The 24,038-nt window shown below is 73.6% G+C and carries 26 protein-coding genes and 1 tRNA gene; 21 read left to right on the top strand and 6 right to left on the bottom strand.

The annotated features are described in order from the left end of the window. Window positions 1–6: 6 nt before the first annotated feature. From pyrG to AC1RSJ_RS08480, 4 genes are all read left to right on the top strand, one after another. On the top strand, window positions 7–1,707 hold the full coding sequence (gene pyrG / locus AC1RSJ_RS08495) for a CTP synthase (protein WP_493117929.1): 1,701 nt from the start codon (window positions 7–9) through the stop codon (window positions 1,705–1,707). 1 nt (window position 1,708) lies between these two features. Then, window positions 1,709–2,308: an NUDIX domain-containing protein gene (locus tag AC1RSJ_RS08490; RefSeq protein ID WP_493117927.1), complete on the top strand. Its 600-nt coding sequence runs from the start codon at window positions 1,709–1,711 to the stop codon at window positions 2,306–2,308. Between the two features lie 140 nt (window positions 2,309–2,448). Continuing rightward, complete coding sequence (locus tag AC1RSJ_RS08485) at window positions 2,449–4,848, top strand: outer membrane protein assembly factor BamB family protein (protein ID WP_493117926.1); 2,400 nt, start codon at window positions 2,449–2,451, stop codon at window positions 4,846–4,848. 127 nt (window positions 4,849–4,975) lie between these two features. Next, window positions 4,976–5,899 (top strand): site-specific tyrosine recombinase XerD, encoded by a 924-nt coding sequence (locus AC1RSJ_RS08480; protein WP_493117925.1) that lies wholly within the window; start codon window positions 4,976–4,978, stop codon window positions 5,897–5,899. 36 nt (window positions 5,900–5,935) lie between these two features. Here AC1RSJ_RS08480 and AC1RSJ_RS08475 read toward each other — a convergent pair whose 3' ends face one another. Next, window positions 5,936–6,754 (bottom strand): NAD-dependent epimerase/dehydratase family protein, encoded by an 819-nt coding sequence (locus AC1RSJ_RS08475; protein ID WP_493117924.1) that lies wholly within the window; start codon window positions 6,752–6,754, stop codon window positions 5,936–5,938. Window positions 6,755–6,869: 115 nt separating this feature from the next. Between AC1RSJ_RS08475 and AC1RSJ_RS08470 the strand changes: the two genes are divergently transcribed. The 8 genes from AC1RSJ_RS08470 (at window position 6,870) to AC1RSJ_RS08435 (ending at window position 14,041) form a co-directional block, all read left to right on the top strand. Further along, a complete protein-coding gene (locus AC1RSJ_RS08470; RefSeq protein WP_493117923.1) occupies window positions 6,870–7,754 on the top strand; it encodes a ParA family protein in 885 nt (294 codons plus the stop codon). A gap of 133 nt (window positions 7,755–7,887) precedes the next feature. Beyond that, window positions 7,888–8,649: a segregation and condensation protein A gene (locus AC1RSJ_RS08465; RefSeq protein WP_493118099.1), complete on the top strand. Its 762-nt coding sequence runs from the start codon at window positions 7,888–7,890 to the stop codon at window positions 8,647–8,649. Then, window positions 8,639–9,262: an SMC-Scp complex subunit ScpB gene (gene scpB, locus AC1RSJ_RS08460; RefSeq protein ID WP_493117922.1), complete on the top strand. Its 624-nt coding sequence runs from the start codon at window positions 8,639–8,641 to the stop codon at window positions 9,260–9,262. The genes AC1RSJ_RS08465 and scpB overlap by 11 nt, the downstream gene beginning before the upstream one ends. Further along, window positions 9,243–10,049: a pseudouridine synthase gene (locus AC1RSJ_RS08455; protein WP_493117921.1), complete on the top strand. Its 807-nt coding sequence runs from the start codon at window positions 9,243–9,245 to the stop codon at window positions 10,047–10,049. The genes scpB and AC1RSJ_RS08455 overlap by 20 nt, the downstream gene beginning before the upstream one ends. A gap of 2 nt (window positions 10,050–10,051) precedes the next feature. Next, window positions 10,052–11,143: a prephenate dehydrogenase gene (locus AC1RSJ_RS08450; protein ID WP_493117920.1), complete on the top strand. Its 1,092-nt coding sequence runs from the start codon at window positions 10,052–10,054 to the stop codon at window positions 11,141–11,143. Further along, entirely contained in the window at window positions 11,140–11,802 is a 663-nt protein-coding gene (gene cmk, locus AC1RSJ_RS08445; RefSeq protein WP_493117919.1) for a (d)CMP kinase, read from the top strand. The genes AC1RSJ_RS08450 and cmk overlap by 4 nt, the downstream gene beginning before the upstream one ends. A 10-nt stretch (window positions 11,803–11,812) precedes the next feature. Further along, on the top strand, window positions 11,813–13,342 hold the full coding sequence (der, locus tag AC1RSJ_RS08440) for a ribosome biogenesis GTPase Der (RefSeq protein ID WP_493117918.1): 1,530 nt from the start codon (window positions 11,813–11,815) through the stop codon (window positions 13,340–13,342). A gap of 126 nt (window positions 13,343–13,468) precedes the next feature. Beyond that, complete coding sequence (locus AC1RSJ_RS08435) at window positions 13,469–14,041, top strand: cysteine hydrolase family protein (RefSeq protein ID WP_493117917.1); 573 nt, start codon at window positions 13,469–13,471, stop codon at window positions 14,039–14,041. A gap of 12 nt (window positions 14,042–14,053) precedes the next feature. Here the strand turns inward: AC1RSJ_RS08435 and pcp are convergent, their stop codons facing one another. Further along, complete coding sequence (gene pcp, locus AC1RSJ_RS08430) at window positions 14,054–14,677, bottom strand: pyroglutamyl-peptidase I (protein WP_493117916.1); 624 nt, start codon at window positions 14,675–14,677, stop codon at window positions 14,054–14,056. 16 nt (window positions 14,678–14,693) lie between these two features. On the opposite strand from pcp, the gene AC1RSJ_RS08425 reads away from it, so the two are divergent. The 3 genes from AC1RSJ_RS08425 (at window position 14,694) to AC1RSJ_RS08415 (ending at window position 15,965) form a co-directional block, all read left to right on the top strand. Beyond that, window positions 14,694–15,089, top strand: a complete 396-nt coding sequence (locus AC1RSJ_RS08425; protein WP_493117915.1) for a YchJ family protein — start codon at window positions 14,694–14,696, stop codon at window positions 15,087–15,089. A gap of 79 nt (window positions 15,090–15,168) precedes the next feature. Beyond that, window positions 15,169–15,654: an SRPBCC domain-containing protein gene (locus tag AC1RSJ_RS08420; RefSeq protein ID WP_493117914.1), complete on the top strand. Its 486-nt coding sequence runs from the start codon at window positions 15,169–15,171 to the stop codon at window positions 15,652–15,654. Continuing rightward, window positions 15,651–15,965 carry an ArsR/SmtB family transcription factor gene (locus AC1RSJ_RS08415; protein WP_493117913.1) on the top strand — a complete coding sequence of 105 codons (315 nt, stop codon included), beginning with the start codon at window positions 15,651–15,653 and terminating at the stop codon, window positions 15,963–15,965. Before AC1RSJ_RS08420 ends, AC1RSJ_RS08415 begins: the two co-directional genes overlap by 4 nt. A gap of 44 nt (window positions 15,966–16,009) precedes the next feature. On the opposite strand, the gene AC1RSJ_RS08410 is transcribed toward AC1RSJ_RS08415, so the two are convergent. Next, window positions 16,010–16,357 (bottom strand): winged helix-turn-helix transcriptional regulator, encoded by a 348-nt coding sequence (locus tag AC1RSJ_RS08410; protein WP_493117912.1) that lies wholly within the window; start codon window positions 16,355–16,357, stop codon window positions 16,010–16,012. A 65-nt stretch (window positions 16,358–16,422) separates the two neighbouring features. On the opposite strand from AC1RSJ_RS08410, the gene AC1RSJ_RS08405 reads away from it, so the two are divergent. Next, on the top strand, window positions 16,423–18,660 hold the full coding sequence (locus tag AC1RSJ_RS08405; protein WP_493117911.1) for an LLM class flavin-dependent oxidoreductase: 2,238 nt from the start codon (window positions 16,423–16,425) through the stop codon (window positions 18,658–18,660). Window positions 18,661–18,756: 96 nt separating this feature from the next. After that, window positions 18,757–18,830: transfer RNA gene (locus tag AC1RSJ_RS08400), tRNA-Pro, on the top strand. Window positions 18,831–18,890: 60 nt separating this feature from the next. Here the strand turns inward: AC1RSJ_RS08400 and sigJ are convergent. Then, complete coding sequence (gene sigJ, locus AC1RSJ_RS08395; RefSeq protein WP_493117910.1) at window positions 18,891–19,784, bottom strand: RNA polymerase sigma factor SigJ; 894 nt, start codon at window positions 19,782–19,784, stop codon at window positions 18,891–18,893. Window positions 19,785–19,832: 48 nt separating this feature from the next. On the opposite strand from sigJ, the gene AC1RSJ_RS08390 reads away from it, so the two are divergent. The 4 genes from AC1RSJ_RS08390 (at window position 19,833) to AC1RSJ_RS08375 (ending at window position 22,410) form a co-directional block, all read left to right on the top strand. Beyond that, window positions 19,833–20,315, top strand: a complete 483-nt coding sequence (locus tag AC1RSJ_RS08390; protein WP_493117909.1) for a hypothetical protein — start codon at window positions 19,833–19,835, stop codon at window positions 20,313–20,315. Next, window positions 20,312–21,055, top strand: coding sequence for an SDR family oxidoreductase (locus AC1RSJ_RS08385; protein WP_493117908.1), 744 nt, complete (start codon window positions 20,312–20,314; stop codon window positions 21,053–21,055). The genes AC1RSJ_RS08390 and AC1RSJ_RS08385 overlap by 4 nt, the downstream gene beginning before the upstream one ends. Before the next feature lie 67 nt (window positions 21,056–21,122). Continuing rightward, entirely contained in the window at window positions 21,123–22,091 is a 969-nt protein-coding gene (locus AC1RSJ_RS08380) for a hypothetical protein (protein ID WP_493117907.1), read from the top strand. A 31-nt stretch (window positions 22,092–22,122) separates the two neighbouring features. Then, a complete protein-coding gene (locus AC1RSJ_RS08375) occupies window positions 22,123–22,410 on the top strand; it encodes a hypothetical protein (RefSeq protein WP_493117906.1) in 288 nt (95 codons plus the stop codon). A 10-nt stretch (window positions 22,411–22,420) separates the two neighbouring features. On the opposite strand, the gene AC1RSJ_RS08370 is transcribed toward AC1RSJ_RS08375, so the two are convergent. Together AC1RSJ_RS08370 and AC1RSJ_RS08365 are read right to left on the bottom strand one after the other, a co-directional pair. After that, window positions 22,421–23,740 carry an MFS transporter gene (locus AC1RSJ_RS08370; protein ID WP_493117905.1) on the bottom strand — a complete coding sequence of 440 codons (1,320 nt, stop codon included), beginning with the start codon at window positions 23,738–23,740 and terminating at the stop codon, window positions 22,421–22,423. A gap of 34 nt (window positions 23,741–23,774) precedes the next feature. After that, on the bottom strand, window positions 23,775–24,038 hold a 264-nt coding region (locus AC1RSJ_RS08365), incomplete at its 5' end, for a hypothetical protein (RefSeq protein ID WP_493117904.1).

Raw genomic sequence — 24,038 nt, 5'->3', positions numbered from 1 at the left:
GCGGACGTGACCAAGCACATCTTCGTGACCGGGGGTGTCGTCTCCTCCCTCGGCAAGGGCCTCACCGCCGCGAGTCTGGGCAATCTGCTCACCGCGCGCGGGCTCCGGGTCGTCATGCAGAAGCTCGACCCGTACCTCAACGTCGATCCCGGCACCATGAACCCGTTCCAGCACGGCGAGGTCTTCGTGACCGACGACGGCGCCGAGACGGATCTCGACATCGGCCACTACGAGCGGTTCCTCGACATCGACCTCGACCAGGCGGCGAATGTCACCACCGGCCAGATCTACTCGAGCGTCATCGCGAAGGAGCGCCGCGGCGAGTACCTCGGCGACACGGTGCAGGTGATCCCGCACATCACCGACGAGATCAAGCGCCGCATGCGCCTCCAGGCGATCCCGCCGGAGGACGGCAGCCCCGCGCCCGACGTGATCATCACCGAGATCGGCGGCACCGTCGGCGACATCGAGTCGCAGCCGTTCATCGAGGCCGCGCGCCAGGTGCGCCACGAGCTCACCCGCCGCAACGTGTTCTTCGTGCACGTCTCGCTCGTGCCGTTCATGAGCGCCTCCGGTGAGCAGAAGACGAAGCCGACCCAGCACTCGGTCGCCGCGCTGCGCTCGATCGGCATCCAGCCGGATGCGCTGGTGCTGCGCAGCGACCGCCCCGTCTCGGAGTCGAACAAGCGCAAGATCGCGCTCATGTGCGACGTCGAGGAGCGCGCGGTCGTGAACGCGATCGACGTGCCCTCGATCTACGACATCCCGACGATGCTCCACGACCAGGGCCTCGACCGCTACATCATCGAGCAGCTCGGGCTCACCCGGGCACGCGACGTCGACTGGAGCACCTGGCAGCCGCTGCTCGACACGGTGCACGACCCCCGCCAGGAGGTGACGATCGCGCTCGTCGGCAAGTACATCGACCTGCCCGACGCGTACCTCTCGGTCTCGGAGGCGATCCGCGCCGGCGGCTTCTCGCACCACACCAAGGTGCACCTGCGCTGGGTGCCGTCGGACGAGTGCCAGACCCCTGAGGGCGCCGCGCGGATGCTCGGCGACGTCGACGGCATCTGCGTGCCCGGCGGCTTCGGCGTGCGCGGCATCGAGGGCAAGCTCGGCGCCCTGCGCTTCGTGCGCGAGAACGGCATCCCGGCGCTCGGCCTCTGCCTCGGCCTGCAGTGCATGGTCATCGAGTACGCCCGCGACGTCGCCGGCCTGCCCGGCGCCTCCTCGAGCGAGTTCGACCCCGACACCGAGTTCCCGGTCATCGCGACGATGGCGGAGCAGGTGGACATCATCGCCGGCGGCGATCTCGGCGGCACCATGCGCCTCGGCCTCTACCCCGCGGCGCTGACGCCGGGGTCGATCGTGGCCGGGCTGTACGGGTCGACGGAGGCCTCGGAGCGCCACCGCCACCGCTACGAGGTGAACAACCACTACCGCGACCGCATCGCGGACGCCGGCCTCGTGTTCTCGGGCATCTCGCCCGACCGCACGCTCGTCGAGTACGTCGAGCTGCCGCGCGACGTGCACCCGTTCTACGTGGGCACGCAGGCGCACCCGGAGCTGCGCTCGCGGCCGAACCGGGCGCATCCGCTGTTCCGCGGGCTGGTCGGCGCCGCGCTCGAGCGCCAGCGCTCCACCCGCCTGTTCGAGGTGGCCGAGGAGGAGCGCCGTCGCAGTGCCGAGGCCGTGGAGTCCTGAGATGGAGGACTTCGCCGCGCTGCGCGAGCGCCTGCTGACCGGGCCGCTCGTCGACGTCGCCGAGCAGGCCGAGGTGCTCGAGACCGGCATCGCGTTCGAGGGGCGCGTGTGGAACATCCGCTCCGACCGCGTGCGGCTGGCCGGCTCGGAGTTCACGCGCGACTACGTGGACCACACGGGCGCCGTCGCCGTGGCGGCGCTGGACGACGAGGGCCGGCTGCTGCTGATCAACCAGTACCGGCATCCGGTGCGCCTGCGCGACTGGGAGCTGCCGGCCGGGCTGCTCGACGTCGCGGGGGAGCCGCCGGTCGACGCGGCCCGCCGCGAGCTGGCGGAGGAGGTCGACCTCGCCGCCGACACCTGGGAGCCGCTCGTGCAGATCGCGACGAGCCCCGGCGGCAGCGACGAGATCATCACGGTCTTCGCCGCGCGCGGGCTCCGCGATGTGGAGTCGGACTACGAGCGCACCGACGAGGAGGCGCAGATCGTGGCCCGCTGGGTGCCGCTGGCCGAGGTCGTCGATGCGGTGCTCGACGGGCGCCTGCGCAACGGTCCGCTGCAGGTCGCGTCACTCGCGCTCGCCGCGCTGGCCGCGCGCTAGGATGTGAGCATCCCCCACAACGGGGCATCCCGACCCGGCGCGACCCGGGTCTAGGATCCTCGCTGTCGGGGTACGCTCACGTTCTCTTTCGCGGGCGTCCTGCGAAACACAGCACCGTTTCACCGCACCGAGGGAGACCCGTGTCCGATTCCAACGTCCCGCCGAACGGCGGCAAGCCGGGGGAGCCCGAGGGCTCGCCGTGGGCACCCCAGGACCCGCAGGCGCCGCAGCAGCCGACCGGCGAGCAGCCGCAGTGGGGTCAGGCACCCCAGCAGCCGCAGCAGCCGACCGGCGAGCAGCCGCAGTGGGGCCAGCAGCCGACGCAGCCGGAGCAGCCGCAGTGGGGGCAGGCACCCCAGCAGCCGCAGCAGCCGACGGGCGAGCAGCCGCAGTGGGGTCAGCAGCCGGCCCAGCCCCAGCAGCCCGGACAGCAGTGGGGCCAGCAGGCGCAGCAGCCGACCGGTCAGCAGCCGCAGTGGGATCCGCAGACCGGCCAGTGGGTGCAGCCCGGCCAGCAGCCGGCCGCCCCGGCCGCCCCCCAGTGGGGTCAGCAGGCCCAGCAGCAGCCCATCGGTCAGCAGCCCACCGGCCAGCAGCCGCAGTGGGACCCGCAGACCGGCCAGTACGTCCAGGCGCAGCAGCCCCAGCAGCCGGCTCAGCCGGAGCAGTGGGGCCAGCAGGCGCAGCAGCCGACCGGCCAGCAGCCGCAGTGGGACCCGCAGACCGGCCAGTACGTGCAGCCGGGCCAGCAGCCCGCCGGGCAGTGGGCCGGGCAGCAGCAGACCGGGCAGCAGCAGACCGGCGACTGGTCCTACGGGGCCACGGCCCAGCCGCCGCAGGGCTTCACCGGTGCCGTGCCGCCGGTGCCGCCGAAGCGCAAGAGCCGCCTCCCGCTCATCCTCGGGCTCTCCGGCGGCGGCGTGCTCGTCGTCGGCGCGATCATCGCGGTCGCGGTGCTCGTGCTCCCGGGCCTGTTCGCGCCGGCGGGGTCGTCGGCGGGGCTCATCACCGACCTGACCAGCGAGCCCAAGGCGGTCTGGAAGGCCGACTACACGCTCGGCAACGACAGCGACACGATCAAGTCGGTCGACGTCTCCGAGGTGGGCGAGGACCTGGCCGTGGTCGTGCCGGTGTTCGACGAGGACTCGTACGACGGCGGCGACAGCAACTGGTACCAGGGCTACGACGAGGACTACTCGGCGGGCTACGCGGCCGGCGTCGCCTACGCGGCGGCCGAAGACGCGTACTTCAACGACTCGACCTTCACGCTCGACTACCCGGACGAGGACGACTACTTCCCGTCGGGCGACTACTTCGGCACGTGCTACAGCTTCGGCGACGACGACGAGACCGGCGCCTGCGACGGCTGGGACGACGGCTCGTACGGCGACCCCGAGGGCACCAGCAAGGCCGTGAAGCCGGAGGACCCCGACTTCACCCCGCAGGTGGCCGGCGTCGACATGTCGAACGGCAAGGTGCTCTGGAAGCTCGACGTGACGAAGGAGGTCGACGGCGCGGACTTCCAGACCGCCGTCACCGCCGACCCGCTCGCAGCCGCCGGCACGGTGGTCGTCTCGGCCGCCACGCTCGGCGACAAGGGCGACTACACGACGACGCTGCTCGCGGTCGACGCGAAGACCGGCAAGGTCGACGTCAAGCAGGATGTCGACGGCTACGCCACGGTCTACACGCACGGCGGCGACACCTTCGTGCTCAGCAAGGAGGATGACGACGCCCCGGTCGAGCTGTCGCGCTACAACGGCGCCGCGGTCGACAAGAAGGCGGACTGGTCCATCAAGGTCGACGACAAGTCGTCCGGGCTCAGCTTCGTCGGCGACTACATCGAGGTGCGCGCCTACGACTTCTCGTCGTCGGACAGCTCCTCCGACGACAGCGACTTCTCCTACGACGTCTCGGGCGAGGTCTACGACGCGAAGACCGGCAAGTCGGCCAGCTGGGGCGACGACATCGACGAGAACACGTACTACGTGTCGCTCGGCGACAAGGTGCTCCGCGCCGAGGGCGACGACAAGGGCAAGAGCTACACGCTGATGGCGATCGACCCGACCACCGGCAAGGACAGCTGGTCGAAGTCGGTCGACGTCGACCAGTTCTTCATCACCGACGGCGCCCTGTTCTCCGGCGAGAGCGCGGGCGACGACGGCTACGACAGCATCCAGCGACTCGACCCCGCGACGGGCGCCGAGAAGTGGACGAAGGCGTGGGACGACACGTTCCAGTACGTCTCCGGCGTGGTCGGCGACAACGTCGTGGTGAAGACCGAGAAGGAGGTCGTGCTGCTCAAGGCGGGCGACGGCACGGAGAACTACACCGAGCGCTTCGACTCGGGCAGCTCCACCTACCTCGGCGCCCAGCAGTACTACGAGGCCGAGGACGACCAGCTCTCGGCCCACAAGTACTCCGAGAAGGACGAGGTCTGGTCGTACGACCTCGACGACACCGAGTACATCCAGAAGGTCGGCAAGCGCCTCCTGGTGATCGACACCGATCGCGGCACGGCCTCGCTCCTCGGAGCCTGATCGACCGCACGCCGACGGCGCCGTCCCGGATCTCCGGGGCGGCGCCGTCCGTCGTCCGCCCACCGGCATAGCATCGGCGGGACGGAGGCCGACCGGGCTCGGTCGGATCGGGACGGCGGGAGCAGCGGTGGCGGGCGCGACGGTGTCGGGGGAGCTGGAGCGGCAGCGCGACCGGTACCTGCGGCATCTCGCGATCGAGCGCGGCCGGTCGGCGAACACGCTCGACGCCTACCGCCGCGACCTCGACGCGCTGCTCGCGCAGCTGCCGCCGGGGGCCGGCGCCGACGCGCTCACGGAGGAGGCGATCGGCGCCCACCTCGCGGCCGTCCAGCGCTCGGGTCGCGCGACGGCGTCGCGAACGCGGCTCATCTCGTCGATCCGCGGGTTCGCGCGCTTCCTCGTCGACGAGGGGGTGCTGACAGCCGATCCGTCGGCCCGGCTGGTCGCCCCGAAGGCGGCGCGGCGGCTGCCGAAGGCGCTCCGGCTCGACCAGGTGGAGGCGCTGCTCGCCGCCGTGGACGGGGAGGAGCCGGTCGCGCTGCGCGATCGCGCCCTGCTCGAGCTGCTCTACGCGACCGGCGCCCGCGTCTCGGAGGCGACCTCGCTCGACGTCGACGACCTGATCGGCGACGACGGCGCGCTCGATCTCGTGCGCCTGACCGGCAAGGGCGGCAAGCAGCGGATCGTGCCGGTCGGCAGCTACGCCCGCGCCGCCGTCGACGCCTACCTCGTGCGCGGACGCCCGGTGCTCTCGACTCGCGGCCCGGCCACCCCGGCGCTGTTCCTCGGCGCCCGCGGGGCGCGGCTGTCGCGGCAGAGCGTCTGGCTGGTGATCCGGGCGGCGGCGGCGCGGGCGAAGGTGGACGTGGCGCTCTCGCCGCACTCGCTGCGGCACTCCTTCGCGACGCACCTGCTGCAAGGCGGCGCGGACGTGCGCGTCGTGCAGGAGCTGCTCGGCCACGCGGACGTCGGCACGACCCAGCTCTACACGCTCGTCACCGCGGATGCGCTCCGCGATGCGTACACGACGGCGCATCCCCGCGCGCGCTGAGCGCCGCACGCACGCGCGGTCGGCCGCGCGACTCGATCAGCTCGCGGGCGGGCCGCCGGCGCCGTAGTCGGCCGGCAGGGGGACGCCGAGCGGGTACTGCGGGAAGTCCCAGCCGATCGGCCCGTCCTCGAAGTCGTCGATGCCGTCGTGGTCGCCGGGCAGGGTGATGTCCTCCTGCGGGTCGTAGCCCATCCGGCGGCCGGGGCCGAGGGGGAAGTACCGCTCCGCGCCGAGCGACACGCCCCAGACGATGTGGTGGCCCGGCTCCTCGAGGGCGAGCGTCGCCGCGAACAGGCGGGCGGCGTCCGCGGGATCGAACCAGGTGATCCGCTGGCCCGCCTCCTCGCGGTAGGGCGTCGCGTTGACGATGCGCACGGAGGCGATCGACATGCCGAAGCGGTCGGCGTAGACGCTGCAGAGCGCCTCGCTCGCGGCCTTGCTGACGCCGTAGTAGGTGTCGGGGCGGGGGAGCAGAACCTCGGCCGAGGCGAGCTGCGAGAAGTTCACGAAGCCGACGGCGTGCACCGTGCTGGCGTAGACGACGTGCCGCACGCCGGCCGCCTGCGACAGCCGCAGCACGCGCTCCGTCGCGTCGATGTTGAGCCGCATGATGTCGGGCCAGGCCTGCTCGGTCGGGTAGGCGGCCAGATGCACGACGAGGTCGACGTCCTCGACCGCGCGCGCCACATCCGCGTCCTCCAGGATCGAGCCGACGATCGCCTCCTCGCCCGCCTCGAGCGGCTCCCGCGGGGCCGTGACATCGAGGAGGCGGACGCGCCAGCCTCGCTCGCGGAGGTGGGGCCGGACGCGGGTGGCGATGTTGCCGGACCCGCCCGTGAGGAGCACCGTCGTCATGCGATCAGACTAGGTCCGGACGGTGTACGACCTTCAACCAGAGGTCGAACCGAGCCCGCGCAGACGGGCGTTGCGCGGCCGGGTGCCGGTGCCGGCCGCTCGTAGACTCGCCGCCATGGCAGAGCCGAACGATGTGGCCGAGATCGACCGGCCCGAGACGGCCGGCGCCGGGCGCCTCGGGCAGCCGCATCACGAGTTCCCGGTGCCCCGCGCGCTCTCGGGTCACGGGCCGGCGCGGATCATCGCGCTGTGCAACCAGAAGGGCGGCGTCGGCAAGACGACGACCACCATCAACCTCGGCGCGAGCCTGGCGCGGTACGGCCGGCGCGTGCTCGCGATCGACTTCGACCCGCAGGGCGCCCTCAGCGCCGGGCTCGGCGTCGACACGCACGAGGCCACCACCATCTACGACCTGCTGCTCGGCGGCAGCAAGGACGTGCGGGGCGCCATCCAGCACACCGGCGTCGACGGGCTCGACGTGATCCCCGCGAACATCGACCTGTCGGCCGCCGAGGTGCACCTGGTCAACGAGGTCGCGCGCGAGCAGATCCTGGCGCGGGTGCTGCGGCACGTCAGCGACGACTACGACGTCGTGCTCATCGACTGCCAGCCCTCGCTCGGCCTGCTCACCGTCAATGCGCTGACCGCCGCCCACGGCGTGCTGGTGCCGCTCGAGTGCGAGTACTTCGCGCTCCGCGGCGTCGCGCTGCTGCTGGAGACGATCGACAAGGTGCGCGAGCGGCTCAACCCCGCGATCGCGCTCGACGGCATCCTGCCCACCATGTTCGACTCGCGCACGCTGCACTCCCGCGAGGTGCTCGAGCGCGTGCAGGAGGCGTTCGGCGGCAGCGTGCTCGACTCGATCATCGGACGCACGGTGAAGTTCCCCGACGCCTCGGTCGCGGCGAAGGCGATCGTCGACTTCGCGCCCGACCACCCGGCCGCGGAGTCCTACCGCCACCTGGCGAGGGAGCTCGTGGCCCGCGGTGCCGTCGCCTGACGCGCCGTCGCCGGACGCGGCCTCGCCGGGCGTGGCGTCGCCGGGCGTGACGTCGCCCGTCGCGACGTCGCCGGGCGCGACGTCGCCCGAGGCGGCGTCCGCGCGGGAGGCGGAGGCGGGCTTCCGGCTCTCGATGGCGAACTTCGAGGGCCCGTTCGACCTGCTCCTCACGCTGATCACGCGGCGCGAGCTCGACATCACCGAGATCTCCCTGAGCCAGGTGACCGACGAGTTCATCTCCTACCTGCGCGGCCTCGAGAGCGAGGAGGAGCTCGACCAGGCGAGCCAGTTCCTCGTGGTCGCGGTGACGCTCCTCGACCTCAAGGTCGCCGGCCTCCTGCCCCGCGGCGAGCTCGTCGACGCCGAGGATGTCGCACTGCTCGAGGCCCGCGACCTGCTGTTCGCGCGGCTGCTGCAGTACCGCGCGTTCAAGGAGGTGTCCGCGTGGTTCGGCTCGCACCTCGAGGCCGAGTCGACGCGGCACGTGCGCAGCGTCCGGCTCGAGGCGAAGTACCGCCGCCAGACGCCCGAGCTGCGCTGGACGCTGACCGCCGACGACTTCGCGGCGCTCGCCGTGCTCGCCTTCACGCCGAAGGACGCGCCGCTCGTCGGGCTGGCCCACCTGCACGCGCCGCTGGTGAGCATCCGCGAGCAGGCCGCGCACGTCGTCGCGCTGCTGCGCCGCGGTGAGCCGCTGAGCTTCCGCGCGCTGGTGGCCGGCGCGACCGAGAAGGGCGTGGTCGTCGCGCGCTTCCTCGCCGTGCTCGAGCTCTACCGTCACGCCGCGGTCGCCTTCGAGCAGCTGGAGCCGCTCGGCGAGCTCACCGTGCGCTGGACCGCGGCACACTGGACGGACGACAGCCTGGCCGATCTGGGAGCCGACTATGACGGATGACGCGGACGCGATGACCGACGCCGAGACGACGGACACGGAGACGACCGCGGTGGACGCCGCCGCCCCGCGGGACCTCGAGCGCGCGCTCGAGGCGATCCTCATGGTCGTCGACGAGCCGCAGTCGCTCGTGCAGCTGGCCACCGCGCTCCAGGCGCCCGTGGCGGCCGTGCGGCAGACCGTCGAGCGGCTCGTCGCCGACTACGACGGCGAGGCCGGCGGCCCGCGCCGCGGCTTCGAGCTGCGGGAGGTCGGCGGCGGCTGGCGCATCTACGTGCGGCCGGAGCACGACAGCGTCGTCGCCTCCTTCGTGATGACGCAGAACCCGACGCGGCTGTCGCAGGCGGCGCTCGAGACGCTCGCGGTGATCGCCTACAAGCAGCCGATCAGCCGCGGCTCGATCGCGTCGATCCGCGCCGTCAACGTCGACTCGGTCGTGCGCACGCTGCTCGGCCGCGGCCTCATCCAGGAGGCCTTCACCGACAGCGAGACGGGGGCGGTGCTCTACGAGACCACCGACCTGCTCCTGGTCCAGCTCGGCATCAACTCGCTCGACGAGCTGCCCGAGATCTCCCCGCTCCTCCCGGATGGATCCGATGGCTTCGACGACCTCTGACCCCGGACTGCCGACCGAGGGCGAGCGCCTGCAGAAGGTGCTCGCCGCGGCCGGCGTCGCCTCCCGCCGCGTCAGCGAGCAGCTCATCGTGGAGGGCCGCGTCGAGGTGAACGGCCGCATCGTCACGGAGCTCGGCAGCCGCGTCGACCCCGACGTCGATCTCGTGGCGGTCGACGGCCAGGCCGTGCAGCTGCGACCGGACGTGCGCTACGTCATGCTCAACAAGCCGACCGGCGTGGTGAGCACGATGAAGGACGAGCGCGGCCGGCCCGACCTCCGCGAGTTCACGGACGAGTACGAGGAGCGGCTCTTCAACGTCGGCCGCCTCGACGCCGACACGAGCGGGCTGCTGCTGCTGACGAACGACGGCGACCTCGCCCACGTGCTGGCGCATCCGTCGTTCGGGGTCGAGAAGACCTACATCGCGACGGTCCGCGGCGTGGTGGCGCCCCCGGCGCTCCGCGCGCTGCTGTCGGGGCTCGACCTCGAGGACGGCCCGATCCGGGCCGACAAGGCGCGGCTGCTCGGCGAGCCGAGCCGGGGCCGCACGATCGTCGAGCTGACGCTGCACTCGGGGCGCAACCGCATCGTGCGCCGGATGATGGACGCCGTCGGCCACCCCGTCGAGGAGCTCGTGCGGCGCCAGTTCGGGCCGCTGCACCTCGGCACGCTCGGGTCGGGGCGCAGCCGCCACCTCACTAAGGTGGAGGTCGGCCGCCTGCTGACGCTCTCGCGCGCGGGCGGCGCCGACCGGGACGACCGGCCCGCCGACCGACAGGACAGCTGACCATGAGCGACCGACGTCTCGCCGAGTCGGTCCGCGTCGTCGGCACCGGCCTGCTCGGCACGAGCGTCGGCCTGGGCCTCAGCGCCAAGGGCGTCGACGTGACGCTCGACGACGCGTCGCCGGCCGCGCTCCGCCTCGCGGTCGACTACGGCGCGGGCCGCCTCGCCGGGCCGGACGACCGGCCGGGCGTCGTGGTCGTCGCCGTGCCGCCGGACGTGACGGCGCGCGTCGTCGCGGCGCAGTTGGCCGCCTACCCGGACGCGCTGGTCACGGATGTCGCGAGCGTGAAGTCCGCGCCGCTCGCCGAGCTGCGCGAGCTCGGCGCCGACGTGAGCCGCTACCTCGGCTCGCATCCGATGGCGGGGCGCGAGCGCGGGGGAGCGGTGTCCGCTCGCGCCGACCTGTTCAACGGACGGCCCTGGATCCTCGCCGGCCACGGCGGCATCACCTACCGCCGGGCCGCCGCGCTCGAGGACCTCGTGCTCGACCTCGGCGCGACGCCGATCGAGATGGACGTGGTCGCGCACGATCAGAGCGTCGCGCTCATCTCGCACGCCCCGCAGCTCGTCGCCTCCCTCCTCGCCGCGCGGCTCACCCGCGGCAGCGACGAGGCGCTGGCGATCAGCGGCCCGGGCCTGCGCGACACGACCCGCATCGCCGGCAGCGACCCGGCGCTCTGGGGCCAGATCCTCGGTGCGAACGCGGCGCCGATCGCCGCGGTGCTCCGCCCGCTCCGCGACGACCTCGACGCCGTGCTCGGCGCGCTGGAGGACCTCGACGCCCCCGGATCGCGCCGCATGCTCGTCGAGGCGATCGCGAACGGCAACCTCGGCGTGCAGCGGCTGCCGGGCAAGCACGGCTCGGGCACCCGGTACGCGACCCTGACCGTGCGGATCGACGACGAGCCGGGCGTGCTCGCGCGCCTGCTGACCGAGATCGGCCAGGAGGGCGTGAACATGGAGGACCTGCGGCTCGAGCACTCGCCGGAGGCGAACGTCGGCTTCGCCGAGGTCTCCGTGGTGCCGGAGTCGGCGACCCGGCTCGCCGACGCGCTGACCGCGCGCGGCTGGACTCTCATGGAGGTGGACGGATGAGCGCCGTCGTGGTGGCCGTCGACGGCCCGGCCGGCAGCGGCAAGTCGAGCGTGAGCAGGGCCGCGGCCCGGGAGCTCGGGTTCGAGTTCCTCGACACCGGCGCGGCCTATCGCGGCCTCGCCTGGTGGACGCTCGAGGGCGGCCGCGACCCGCAGGACGCCGAGCAGGTGCGCGCCGCGCTCGCCGACTTCGACTACCGGATCGTGCCCGCACCCGGCGGGGCGCGCATCAGCGTCGCCGGGGCGGACGTCACGTCCGCCATCCGCGAGCCCCGCATCACCGCCGTGGTCAGTGCCATCGCGCGCGTGCCCGAGGTGCGCACGGGCCTGAACCAGGTGTTCCGCAAGCTCATGCGCGACACCCCGGCGGCCGGGATCGTGGTCGAGGGACGGGACATCACGACGGTCGTCGCGCCCGACGCCGAGGTGCGGATCCTGCTCACGGCCGACGAAGCGGTTAGAATCGCCCGTCGGGCCGCCGAGCTGGCGCCCGCCGACGCCGGATCCGCCGCGCAGCTCGTCGAGCGCGACCGGGCGGACGCGCAGGTGGTGGACTTCCTCACCGCAGCCGAGGGCGTCACCACGATCGACTCCACCCAGCTCGACTTCGACCAGACCGTCGCCGCGGTCGTCGGACTGGTGCGGTCAACGACCAGCTGAGGACCAGCACATGACCACGGACCTGCCCGACACCCCCGACGCGGACGACGCGCCGGAGTTCGACCCCGCCCTCGCCGAGCGCCTCGAGGCCCTCGACGACGACGCCGCCGAGCTGCGCGCCGCGGCGCTGCGGCGCGGACTCGACGAGTTCGAGCTCGACGACGAGGACCTGGAGCTGCTCGAGGCGGCCGAGGAGGGCCCCGACGGCATCACCTACCTGCCGGCCCTGCCGGTGCTCGCGATCGTCGGCCGCCCGAACGTCGGCAAGTCGGCCCTCGTGAACCGCATCCTCGGCCGCCGCGAGGCCGTCGTCGAGGACAAGCCGGGCGTCACGCGCGACCGCGTCAGCTACAAGGCCGAGTGGCTCGGCCGCCGCTTCACGCTCGTCGACACCGGCGGCTGGGAGCCCGACGCGCAGGGCATCAACGCCTCCGTCGCGGCGCAGGCCGAGGTCGCGGTCGACCTCGCCGACGCCGTGCTGTTCGTCGTCGACGTCAACGTCGGCGCGACCGCGGTCGACGAGCACGTCGTGCGGATGCTCCGCGCCTCGCGCAAGCCGATCATCCTCGTCGCCAACAAGTCGGACGACGCGGTGCGCGACCCGGAGGCGGCCGTGCTCTGGAGCCTCGGTCTCGGCGAGCCGTGGCCCGTCAGCGCCATCCACGGCCGCGGCGTGTACGACCTGCTCGACCACGCCATGTCCGTGCTGCCCGAGGTGTCGGCCGTCGCCAAGCAGGAGATCGGCGGCCCGCGCCGCGTCGCGATCCTCGGCCGCCCGAACGTCGGCAAGAGCTCGCTGCTCAACAAGACGGCGGGCGAGGAGCGCGTGGTCGTCAACGAGCTCGCGGGCACCACCCGCGACCCCGTGGACGAGCAGATCGAGCTCGGCGGCCGCATCTGGACGTTCGTCGACACCGCCGGCATCCGCAAGCGCGTGCACCTGCAGCAGGGCGCCGACTTCTACGCCTCGCTCCGCACCGCCGCCGCGCTCGAGAAGGCGGAGGTCGCGGTGGTCGTGATCGACGTGACCGAGCAGATCTCGGTGCAGGACCTGCGCATCATCGATCTCGTGCTCGAGTCGGGCCGCGCACTCGTGCTCGCCTTCAACAAATGGGACCTGCTCGACGACGACCGCCGCCGCTACCTCGAGCGCGAGATCGAGCAGGATCTGGCGCACGTGACGTGGGCCCCGCGCGTGAACATCTCCGCTCGCACCGGGCGCCACCTCGAGAAGCTCGTGCCGGCGCTCGAGACCGCGCTGGCGAGCTGGGACACCCGCATCCCGACCGGCAAGCTCAACGCCCTGCTGGCCGAGCTCGCCGCCGAGCACCCGCACCCGGTGCGCGGCGGCAAGCAGCCGCGCGTGCTGTTCGGCACGCAGGCCGCGACGCGTCCGCCGACGTTCGTGCTGTTCACGACCGGGTTCCTCGACCCGCAGTACCGCCGGTTCATCCAGCGGCGCCTGCGCGAGGTCTACGGCTTCGAGGGCACGCCGGTCGAGGTCAACATGCGAGTGCGGGAGAAGCGCGCCCGCCGCTGACCCGCGCCTCCGGATTGCTGAGCCGCCTCCCCGGATGGCTGAGTCGCAGGGTCGGATGGCTGAGCCGCTTCCTCCGGATGGCTGAGCCTGTCGAAGCCCCGACGCACCCGGAGTAGCCTCCGGCTCATGGACGCCGTCGACCCCGCCCGCTCGCTCCTGCTCGTCATGGACTTCCAGCCGGGCGTGCTGGGCCGGGTGGCGGAGGTGGACGCGCTGCTCGAGCGCGCGCGTCGCGCGATCGACGCCGCGCGAACGGCACAGCTGCGCGTCGGCTACGTGCGCGTCGGTCTGACCGAGGAGGAGGCCGCGGACGTCGCGCCGCACAACCGCATCTTCGCCGGCTACGCGGCGCGGAGCCGCTCGGCCGATCCGGCCGCGTCGCAGGTCGACGAGCGCCTCGGTGCGCTGCCCGCCGAGCCGCAGTTCCGCAAGCGCCGCGTCGGCGCCCTGTCGACCACCGACCTCGACGACTGGGCCCGGTCGCGCGGCATCGACACGCTGCTGCTCTCCGGCGTCTCGACGAGCGGGGTCGTGCTCTCGACCGTGCGCGATGCCGCCGATCGCGACTACCGGGTCATCGTCGTCGAGGACGCCTGCGCCGACTTCGACGAGGAGGTGCACCGCGTGCTCACCGGCAAGGTGTTCCCGCGGCAGGCCGAGGTCGTCACGGTCGACGAGCTGATCGCCGAGCTCGCCTGAACCCGGTCGCGGTCAGTCGACCCGCGCGGCCGTCACCGCTCCCGCCGTCACCTGCACCGCGACGCGCAGCGCGTCGACGATCGTCGAGAGCGGCACGGTCGGCACGTCGGGGATGCCGGTCTCGGCCGTCGCCGGCACGTGGATGAACCCCGCCGGCGCCGACGTCAGGGCCGGCAGCAGGTATGCGACGTGGTTGCAGACGTAGGTGCCGGCCGTGGTCGACAGCGCCGCCGGCAGCCCGGCGACGACCTGGGCGTCGACGATCGCGCGCACGGGCAGCGTGCTGAAGCGCGCATCCGGTCCGTCCGCCTCGATCGGCTCGTCCACCGGCTGCGCGCCGCCGTTGTCGGGGATGCGGGCGTCGTCGAGGTTGATGCCGATGCGCTCCGGCGTGATGCGGTCGCGGCCCTCGGCGAGACCGACGGCGACCACGGCATCCGGGGCGTGCTCGGCGATCGCGGCCCGCAGCGCGTCGGAGGCGGCGCCGAACCCGACCGGCAGCAGCACCGGGACGAGGCGGACGCCGTCCACGCCGCGCTCGGCCAGCGCCGCCACGGCGTCCCACGACGGATTGCGCACCGCGCGGCCGAACGGCTCGAAGCCGGTGAGGAGCACGGTCGGCGCGGCGTCGGTCATGCCACCATGGTGCCCGATGGCCGAGCCGCAGACCTCCGACGACTGCCCGTGCGGGTCCGGCCGCGCGGTCGCCGACTGCTGCGGACCCCTGCTCGCGGGTGCTCCGGCGCCGACGGCCGAGGCGCTCATGCGCTCACGGTACAGCGCCTTCGCGAGCCGGGACGCCGCGTACCTGGTGCGCAGCTGGCATCCGTCGACGCGGCCGGCGGCGCTCGATCTGGAGCCCGACCTGGTCTGGCGCCGGCTCCAGATCGTCGACACGGAGGCAGGGGGAGCGGACGACGAGACCGGGGTGGTGGAGTTCCGGGCGTCGTACCGGTCCCCGGACGGCGCGGGCCTGCTGCACGAGCGCAGTCGGTTCGCCCGGGTCGACGGCCGCTGGGTCTACGTCGACGGCGACCAGCTCGACTGATCTGCAACTCCACAGTTGCGTCCGGACACCCAGACGTGCAATGCTGAGGTTGCAGATCGACCGACTGAGAGGACCGATCATGACCACCACCACCAACCCGGCGTCCGTCATCGACGAGACCGCGCTCAGCGTGCGCCGCACCGTCCGGATCGCCGCCCCCGTGAAGCGGGTCTGGGCCGCCATCACCGAGCCCGAGCAGATCGCGCGCTGGTTCAGCGACCGTGCCGAGCTCGAGGGCGAGGGGGCCGGCGCGACCGGCAGGCTGATTTGGGACGACCACGGCGCGATCCCGTTCCGCATCGAGTCCGTCGACGCGCCGCGCTCGATCGCCTACCGCTGGACGAATGACGACGCGCGCGCGGAGGACATCCCCGCCGCGGTCGAGGACGCCCGCTCCACGGTGTTCGTCTTCACGCTGACCCCGATCGACGACGGCACCGAGCTGACCGTCGTCGAGACCGGCTTCGCGACCACCTCCGACCCGGTCGGCAACCTGCGCGAGCACGCCCGCGGGTGGGTCTTCGAGCTCGACGAGCTCGTCGTGCTGCTCGAGGGCGCCGCGTGAGTGCGACCCTCGTGCCGGTGTTCGCCGCGCTCGGGGACGAGACGCGCTGGAGCATCCTCACGGCGCTCGGCGAGGGCGACGCGTCCGCGTCCGCTCTCGCCGAGCGGCTGCCGGTGTCGCGCCAGGCGATCGCGAAGCACCTGGCCGTGCTCGAGCAGGTCGGGGTCGTCGAGCCGATCCGGGTCAGCCGCGAGGTGCGGTTCCGCGTGCTCGGCGCGGAGCTCAGCGCGACGGCCGCACGGCTCGACGCGATCGGCGCGGGCTGGGACCGTCGACTGGCCGCGATCAAGCGGATCGCCGAGGAGGGCTGAGCGGCGTCGGCGATCCGGCGCCCCCCGGCTCGATCGGCCGCGCCTCAGACGGCGACGGCCGGCTCGGTCTCCCACTCGTGGGCCCAGGCCACGAGCGGCTGGAGCGCCTTCATGAGCTCGCGTCCGCGGGTCGTGAGGTCGTAGCGCACCTGCACCGGCGTGCTCGGCAGCACCGAGCGCTCGACGATGGATGCGGACTCGAGCTCGCGCAGCCGCTGGGCCAGCATCCGATCGGACAGGCCGATCACGGAGGCGCGGATGTCGCTGAAGCGGTGCGCGTCGCGCGCGATCGCGAGCAGGATGCCGCCGGACCATCGCCGCCCCACCAGCTCGACGGCGCTCGTGAAGGCGCCGCACTGCTCGTCCGAGATCCGGCTCCAGGTCGTAGTCACTTCTCTATCGTAAGCCGCTTCTCGTGCGTTTGCCGGGGGCGTCCGTCGCCCCGCATGATCGGAGCATGCCCGACTACGGCCGGCCGATCCGCTTCGGCACCTTCATCACCCCGTCCAACCGCGACCCGCAGGCGCCCGTCGCGCTCGCCCGGGTCAGCGAGCAGGCCGGGCTCGACCTGGTGACGTTCCAGGACCACCCGTACCAGCCGGCGTTCCTCGACACCTGGACCCTCATCTCCTGGGTCGCGGCCCAGACGTCGCGCATCCGCCTCTCGGGCAACGTGCTCAACCTGCCGCTGCGGCAGCCCGCCGTGCTCGCCCGCTCGGTCGCGAGCCTCGATCTGCTCTCCGGCGGCCGCATCGAGCTCGGCCTCGGCGCCGGCGGCTTCTGGGACGCGATCGAGGGCATGGGCGAGTCGAAGCTGACGCCGGGACAGGGCGTCGACGCGCTGAGCGAGGCGATCGACATCATCCGAGGCATCTGGGACGCCGAGGAGCGGCGGCCGCTCCGCGTCCCAGGCACCTACCACCGCGTCGCGGGCGCGAAGCGGGGTCCGCGGCCGGCGCACGAGGTGCCGATCTGGCTCGGCGCGCGGAAGCCGCGGATGCTGCGGCTCATCGGCGAGAAGGCCGACGGCTGGCTGCCGAGCCGGATGTGGCTCGACGACGGCGACCTGGCGCGCGGGAACGCGATCATCGATGCGTCGGCGGAGGAGCACGGCCGGCGGCCGGACGAGATCGAGCGGCTGCTCAACGTGGGCGGCGGCGACACGTCGCTGGACGCCGAGGTGGCCGAGCTGGTGACGCTCGCCCTGGACGGCGGCATCAGCACGTTCATCGTGGCGACGGACGACCCGGACCGGATCCGGCAGGTGGGGGAGGACCTGGCGCCGGCGGTGCGGGAGGCCGTCGAGGCGGAGCGCGCCCGTCGCGGCACCGGGGCCGCTTCCGGCCGCTCGGCGGCCTCGCTCGCAGCTCGTCGCGAGGGCATCGCCTACGACGCCGTGCCCGCGGAGCTGGCGGAGACGGCCGTCGAGCCGGGCGACTTCGGCTACGCGCGCGTGCGGTCCACCTACCTCCGCGGCGGTGCGCCGGGGCTCGTGCTGCGTCCTCGCACCGTCGACGAGGTCGTGACAGCCCTCGCGTTCGCACGGCGGCAGCCCGTGCCGCTCTCGATCCGCAGCGGCGGGCACGGCATCAGCGGGCGGTCGACGAACGACGGCGGCGTCGTCCTCGATCTCGGCTCGCTCGACGCCATCGAGGTCGTCGACGAGGCCGCGCGCCGCGTGCGCGTCGGCCCGGGCGCCCGCTGGGCGGCGGTCGCCGACGCGCTCCGGCCGCACGGCTGGGCGCTGAGCTCCGGCGACTACGGCGGCGTCGGCGTGGGCGGTCTGGCCACGGCGGGCGGCATCGGCTGGCTGGTGCGCGAGCACGGGCTCACGATCGATCACCTCCGGGCGGCGACGGTCGTCCTCGCCGACGGCAGTGTCGTCCGTGCGTCCGACACCGAGCACCCCGAGCTGTTCTGGGCGATCCGCGGGGCCGGCGCGAACGTCGGCATCGTCGTGGACTTCGAGTTCGAGGTCGACGAGGTCGGCGAGCTCGGCTTCGCGCAGCTGCAGGTCGCCACGCAGGACGTCGCCGACCTGCTCGAGCGCTGGGGCGCCGCGCAGGTGGCCGCGCCGCGCGACACGACGAGCTTCCTGCTCTTCGGCCGCCCGCGTCCCGGCCAGCCCGACGTCGCCATGATCACCGTGGCCGTCGACTCCGACGACCCCGACACCGTGCTCGAGCGCCTGCAGCCCTTCGCCGCCGTCGGCACCCTGGTCGGCTCCGAGGCGCGGATGACGGACTACGCGGGCATCATGGCGAACGTCTCGCCGGACCCGCACGCCGGCTCGGGCGAGCCCGTCACCCGCAGCGGCCTGCTCCGCACGATCACGCCCGAGTTCGCGCGCGCCGCGGCGGACCTGCTCGCGAGCGGCGACGTGTACTTCTTCCAGATCCGCGCGATGGGCGGCGCCACCGAGGACGTGCCGTCCGACGCGACCGCGTTCGCCGCCCGGGACGCCCGCTTCTCGGCCGTCGCGTTCGGCTCCGACCGCGACCGGATCGACGCCGCCTGGGACGACCTGGCGAGCCACTTCTCGGGCCTCTACCTCAGCTTCGACACGGACCTGCGGGCCGAGCGGATCGACGACGCCTTCCCGGGCGACACGCTCGTGCGGCTCCGCGCAATCAAGCGCGAGGTCGACCCGGACAACGTGTTCCGCGACAACTTCAACGTGGCGCCGGCGGGGTGAAGGGCACGCGTTCCGGCGGGCACCGGATCCGGTGCCGGCGGTCGCGCGCGACACGGTAGAGTGGACAGCCGTGCCGGATCCGTCCGGCGCAGGCCACGGGCTGTGGCGCAGCTTGGTAGCGCACCTGACTGGGGGTCAGGGGGTCGCAGGTTCAAATCCTGTCAGCCCGACGAAGCCCGATCGGACTCCACTCCGGTCGGGCTTCGCTGTTTCCCCGGCCGGGCGCGGCCTCACCGCCACAGTGTGAGCTTCTCCGGGTTGAGCACGATCCGGATGCTCGCCACCAGCCCCGCGACCACGTCGAGCGTCACGACGCCGGTGATGCGGCCCTCGTCCCAGATGGCGAAGCCGAGCCCGTCGGGGGTGTCCTGCTCGAGCACCTCGGCGTGCGGGTTCTTCTCGAGGATGCCGAGGAGGAAGCGGACGACGCGGTCGGCGCCGGCGACCGGGTTGCGCGCTGCGGTCACGATGCCGCCGCCGTCCGAGCGCAGCTCGACGTCCGGGTCCAGCACCGCGATCAGCGCATCCAGGTCGCCACCTCGCGCCGCCGCGGCGAACGCGCGGACGACGCCGTCGTGCTCCGCTCGCGGCACCCGGCGGCCGCGGCTGTCCTGCACGCGCTTCCGGCCGGCGGACGCGAGCTGGCGGCAGGCCGCCGGCGTGCGTCCGACGATCTCCGCGATCTCGTCGAACGGCAGCGCGAACACGTCATGGAGCACGAAGGCGACCCGCTCGGCCGGCGTCATCGCCTCGAGCACCACCAGCAGCGCGGTGCCGACCGACTCGTCGAGGGTGACGCGGTCGAGCGGATCGTCGGTCGGCGGCGCCGGCAGGGCGAAGGCGGCGGCCGGCACCGGCTCGGGCAGCCAGGGACCGACGTAGCGCTCCCGCCGCATCCGGGCCGAGTCGAGCACGGTGAGGCAGACGCGACTCGCCGCCCGCGTCAGCCACGCCCGCGGCACCTCGATCGCGTCGCGCTCGGCCTCGCTCATCCGGTACCAGCGGATGTACGTCTCCTGCACCGCGTCCTCGGCCTCGGCGACCGTGCCGAGCATCCGGAAGGCGAGCGCGAGCAGGTGCCGCCGCTCGCCGAGCACCTCGGCATCGGTCTCCGGGTCCGTCATCTCCACCTCGTCTCGCCTTCAGGACCGGACAGCCGCGAGGATCGTCAGGTGGCACCTGACATCTCCGTGCGCCGTCCGGTCCTGTGGAGTATGAACACACCGCTGCGACGCGTCCTCCTGGCGCTCTCCCTGATCCTGGCGCTCTTCGCCGGCGTCTGGGCCGCATTCCTGCCGCGATCCTTCTACGACGGCTTCCCTGGCTTCGGGCTCACCTTCGTGTCGATCGACGGGCCGTACAACGAGCACCTGGTGCGCGACGTCGGCGCCTTCTACCTGGGTCTCGGCGCCATCACCCTCGTCGCGCTGCTCGCGCGCCCGGCGCTCCCCGGGCGACTCGCCGGGGCGGGTTGGGGCGTGTTCGGCGTGCTCCACTTCGGCTACCACGTGAGCCACCCGGAGGGCACCGCCGCCGACTACGCCGCCGAGGTCCTCGCGCTCGTCGTCAGCGCCGGGCTCGGGATCGCCCTGGCGGTGCCGGCGCGGCGCGCGGAGTCGGCGCGGACCGCTCGGACGGCGGAGGTCGTCCGATGAGGATCGCGGTGGCCGGCGGCACCGGCGCGGTCGGGCTCCCGGTCGTCGACCGGCTCGCGGCCTCCGGGCACGAGGCCGTGGTGCTGAGCCGCGCGACCGGTGTCGACCTGGTCACCGGAGCCGGCCTCGCCGACGCGCTGGACGGCGTCGACGCCGTGATCGACGTCGCCTCCACGAGCACGCTCGCCGCGGAGGCGTCGCGGCGCTTCTTCGGCAAGGTGACGGAGCACCTCCTCGACGCGGAGCGGGCGGCCGGGGTCGGCCATCACGTGGCGCTGTCGATCATCGGCGCGCTCGAGGTGGACGCGGACTACTACGCCGGCAAGGCGCTCCAGGAGCGGATGCTCCTGGCGAGGCCGGGCGGCTGGACCCTGCTGCGCACGACCCAGTTCCACGAGTTCGCCGCGCAGCTGGCTGACCGCGGGGCCGTGGGTCCGCTGCGGCTCGTGCCGACGATGCGGTCGCAGCCGATCGCCGCTGCGGAGGTCGCCGCGGAGCTCGTCGCGCTCGCCGAGGGCGACCCGCGCGGCGTCGCCCCCGACCTCGCGGGCCCCCGCGAGGAGCGGATGCCGGACATGGTGCGGCGGTACCTCGCGGCGCGCGGCTCGCACGCGCCGGTGCTGCCGGTGCCGTTCCCCGGGCGCTGGGGGCGCGCGATGCGCGACGGCACGCTCCTGCCGGAGCCCGGCACGCGGCTCGGACGGAAGACCTTCGCGGCGTGGCTCGACACCCTGCGGTGATGGTCGTCGGCCGAAGGGCCGCTTTCCGCCATTGCCCGCACGGACGGAGCGGGTCCATCATTCGGGCATGCCCAACCGCAGGACGACGGACCGCCGCGCCGCGCGCGCGTCGCGGTCATCCGGTCGGCCGGCGACGAGGACGGATGCCGTGACGGCGGCGCCGCCGACGCGCCCATCCCGCGCCTGGGTCCCGCTCGCCGCGCTCCTCGCCGTCGCCGTGCTGGCCGCGGTGGCCGCTCTCGCCGTCGTCGGACTCACGTCCGTGCGTCCGTCCGTCGCGCCGACTCGGACCCAGGACTCGCTCCGCATCGCCGGCGCCGTCGAGTCGGTGAGCCGCTCGCTCTCGCCCGACGGCCGGGATCTCCTCAGCGTCCGGACCGTGCCCGGGTGGACCGGGTTCAGCGCCGAGCTGCGATGGACCGGATCGCGACCGGAGACGCCGCGCCTGCCGGTCGCCGATGACGGCTCGTGCTGGAGCAGCGAGGTGCACGAGGGGGCGAGCCGTCCGCACGTCGTGCGGATCGACTACTTCCAGCCGGACGAGCACTGCACGACGGGTGCGCTCGTGATCGACCTGCAGGACGTCCGGACCGATGCGGGCTTCCAGCAGCGCACGCTGACGGCGCCCGGCTACCGCGTCGCGGTGCGGTTCGGCGACGGCGTGACGCGGACGGGCGATGAGTCGATCGTGACGACGGCGTCGGCGGCGCGCTTCGACTCGGACGGATCGCGCTGGGCGGTCGAGGCCACGGGTGAGGTGCCGGCGCTCGCCGCAGCTGAGACGACCTGCACTCGCACGGGAGCCTCGGAGGGGGAGGCGGGCGCCTGGCGCTGCACGACGTCGACCGACCCCGCCGACCGGTCATCCGCCGACGCGATCCTGCGGCTGCCCGGTGCGTACTACGACGTCGCGGACGTGAACCGACCCGCCACCCGGGATGTGCTGCTCGTCGTGACCGGGGTGCTCGCGGCGGTCGCGGTCGCCGCGCTGTCCGAGGCCGTCCGGCTCGCGGTGCGACGGCGCGGACGGGGGTGACGTCACCCGCCGGGCGGCGCATACTCGTGCCATGCGGATCGGTCGCGCGCTGCTGATCCTCGGGATCGTGGGCGCGGTGCTGCTCGTCGGCGGGCTCGCCGCGTGGCTCATCGACGGCGGGCTCATCAGCGGCCCGATGCCGACGCTGCCCGAGTCGTCCTACCGGACGGGGAATCCGGGGCCGCGACTCGACCCGCGGATCGTGCTGCTGCAGGTCTTCCTCGGCGTCGCGGTGATCGGCGGCCTGATGCTGTTCACGGCGATCGCGTGGCGCCGCTCGATCCGTCGGGCCGCGCGCGCTCGCGCATCCGAGTCCTGACGCCCGCCCGCTAGCGAGCGGGCACGCGCGCCTCGTCGTGCCGCGCGTCGCGCAGCGGCGACAGCAGCACGATGAGCGCGGCGACCGCGAACACGGCCGCGGCGATGCCGAGGGTCGCCCGGAACCCGAGCAGCGTCGCGAGCACGCCCGTCAGCAGCGCGCCGACGAAGAACACGACGCGGTTCACCGTGCGGATGGTCGAGTTCATCCGGCCCTGGATGGCGTCCGGCGCGACCGCCTGCCGGTAGCCGGTGTCGTTCGCGTCCTCGATGCCCATCGACAGCGCCCAGACGAACTGCGCCGCAGCGACGACGGCGAGCAGCACGGGCAGCGCGCCGGACGCGTCGAGCGGCGCGACGGCCAGCGTCAGCCACGGCACCACGGCGAGCGCACGGCCGAGGAGGATCGCCCGGCCGGCGCCGAGCCGCGCCCCGATCCGCGTCGCGAGCACCGCGCCGAGGAAGCCGCCGACCCCGCCGCCGGCCAGCGCGACGCCGTAGGCCCACGGCTCGAGGTCGAGCTCGCGGAGCACGAAGACCGCGAACACGGTCGAGACCATGCTGTTGCCGAGGAACCAGGTGTGGATCGAGATCGCGAGCGGCCGGAGCGTGCGGTGCCGGTAGGTGTAGCGGATGCCGTCCGCGATGTCGTGGCCGAGATGGCGGCCCGCGGGGCGCGGCTCCGGAGGCGGCTCGTCGACGCGGATGCGCGACTGGAGCACCGCCGCCACCGCGGTGATCGCCGCGTCGATCGCGAACAGGACCTGCGCGCCGACGAGGCCGAGCAGCGCGCCGCCGATCGCCGGTCCGGCCGTCGTCGCCACCGTGCCGCTCTGGCCGAGGCGCGCGTTCGCCATCACGAGCGAGCCGCGCGGCACGAGCCGGGGGAGCAGCGGCTGGGCGGCCGAGTCCTCGAACAGAGTCAGCACGCCGAGCACGAGCGTCAGCGCGGCGAGCACCGCGAAGTCCAGCACGCCGAGGAGGAGCAGCACCGGGATCGAGGCGAGCACGAGCGCGCGCGCGATGCTCGTGACGACGAGCGTCCGCTGCCGCCGCCAGCGGTCCATGAGCGCGCCGACCACCAGCCCGAGGAACAGGTACGGCACGACCCCGAGGGCGCTGAGGATGCTGATCTGCACAGGCGTCGCGTCGAGCACCGTGACGATGAGCACCTGGACCGCGACGCCGGCGATCGAGCCGCCGAGCGCCCGGATCGTCGTCGCGCTCCAGAACAGCGCGAACGCCGGGACGCGGAGCACCTCGCGCGGTCGGCCTGCCGGATCGGGGCGGACCTCGGCGCGAGGAACGTCCGGATCCGCCGCATCGCCCACGGATCCAGCCTAACGACGGGCTGCCGCCGCGGGATCAGCCCAGGCGGCCGCGCAGACGGAACGCGAGCGCGACGGCGCCGGTCAGTGCCAGCACGGACAGCGGCCCGGCGAGCCAGGCCCAGCCGCGCCAGGCGCCGCCGTCGAACGAGGTCACCGCGGAGGCGCGACGGAGGCCGCCGACGCTGGCCGCGGACGTCGTGTCGGCCTGCGAGGCGGCGGACACATCGGATGCGGCGGTGCCGCGCGGGCGCTCGGCGACCGTGCGGGACGCCTCGGCCGGCGCGGCGGCCTCCGGGGC

The sequence above is a fragment of the Schumannella sp. GW821-FHT10F01 genome (assembly GCF_058809295.1).
The sequence above is the reverse complement of the archived record's forward strand: the minus strand, read 5'-3'. Positions and strand labels throughout refer to the sequence as shown.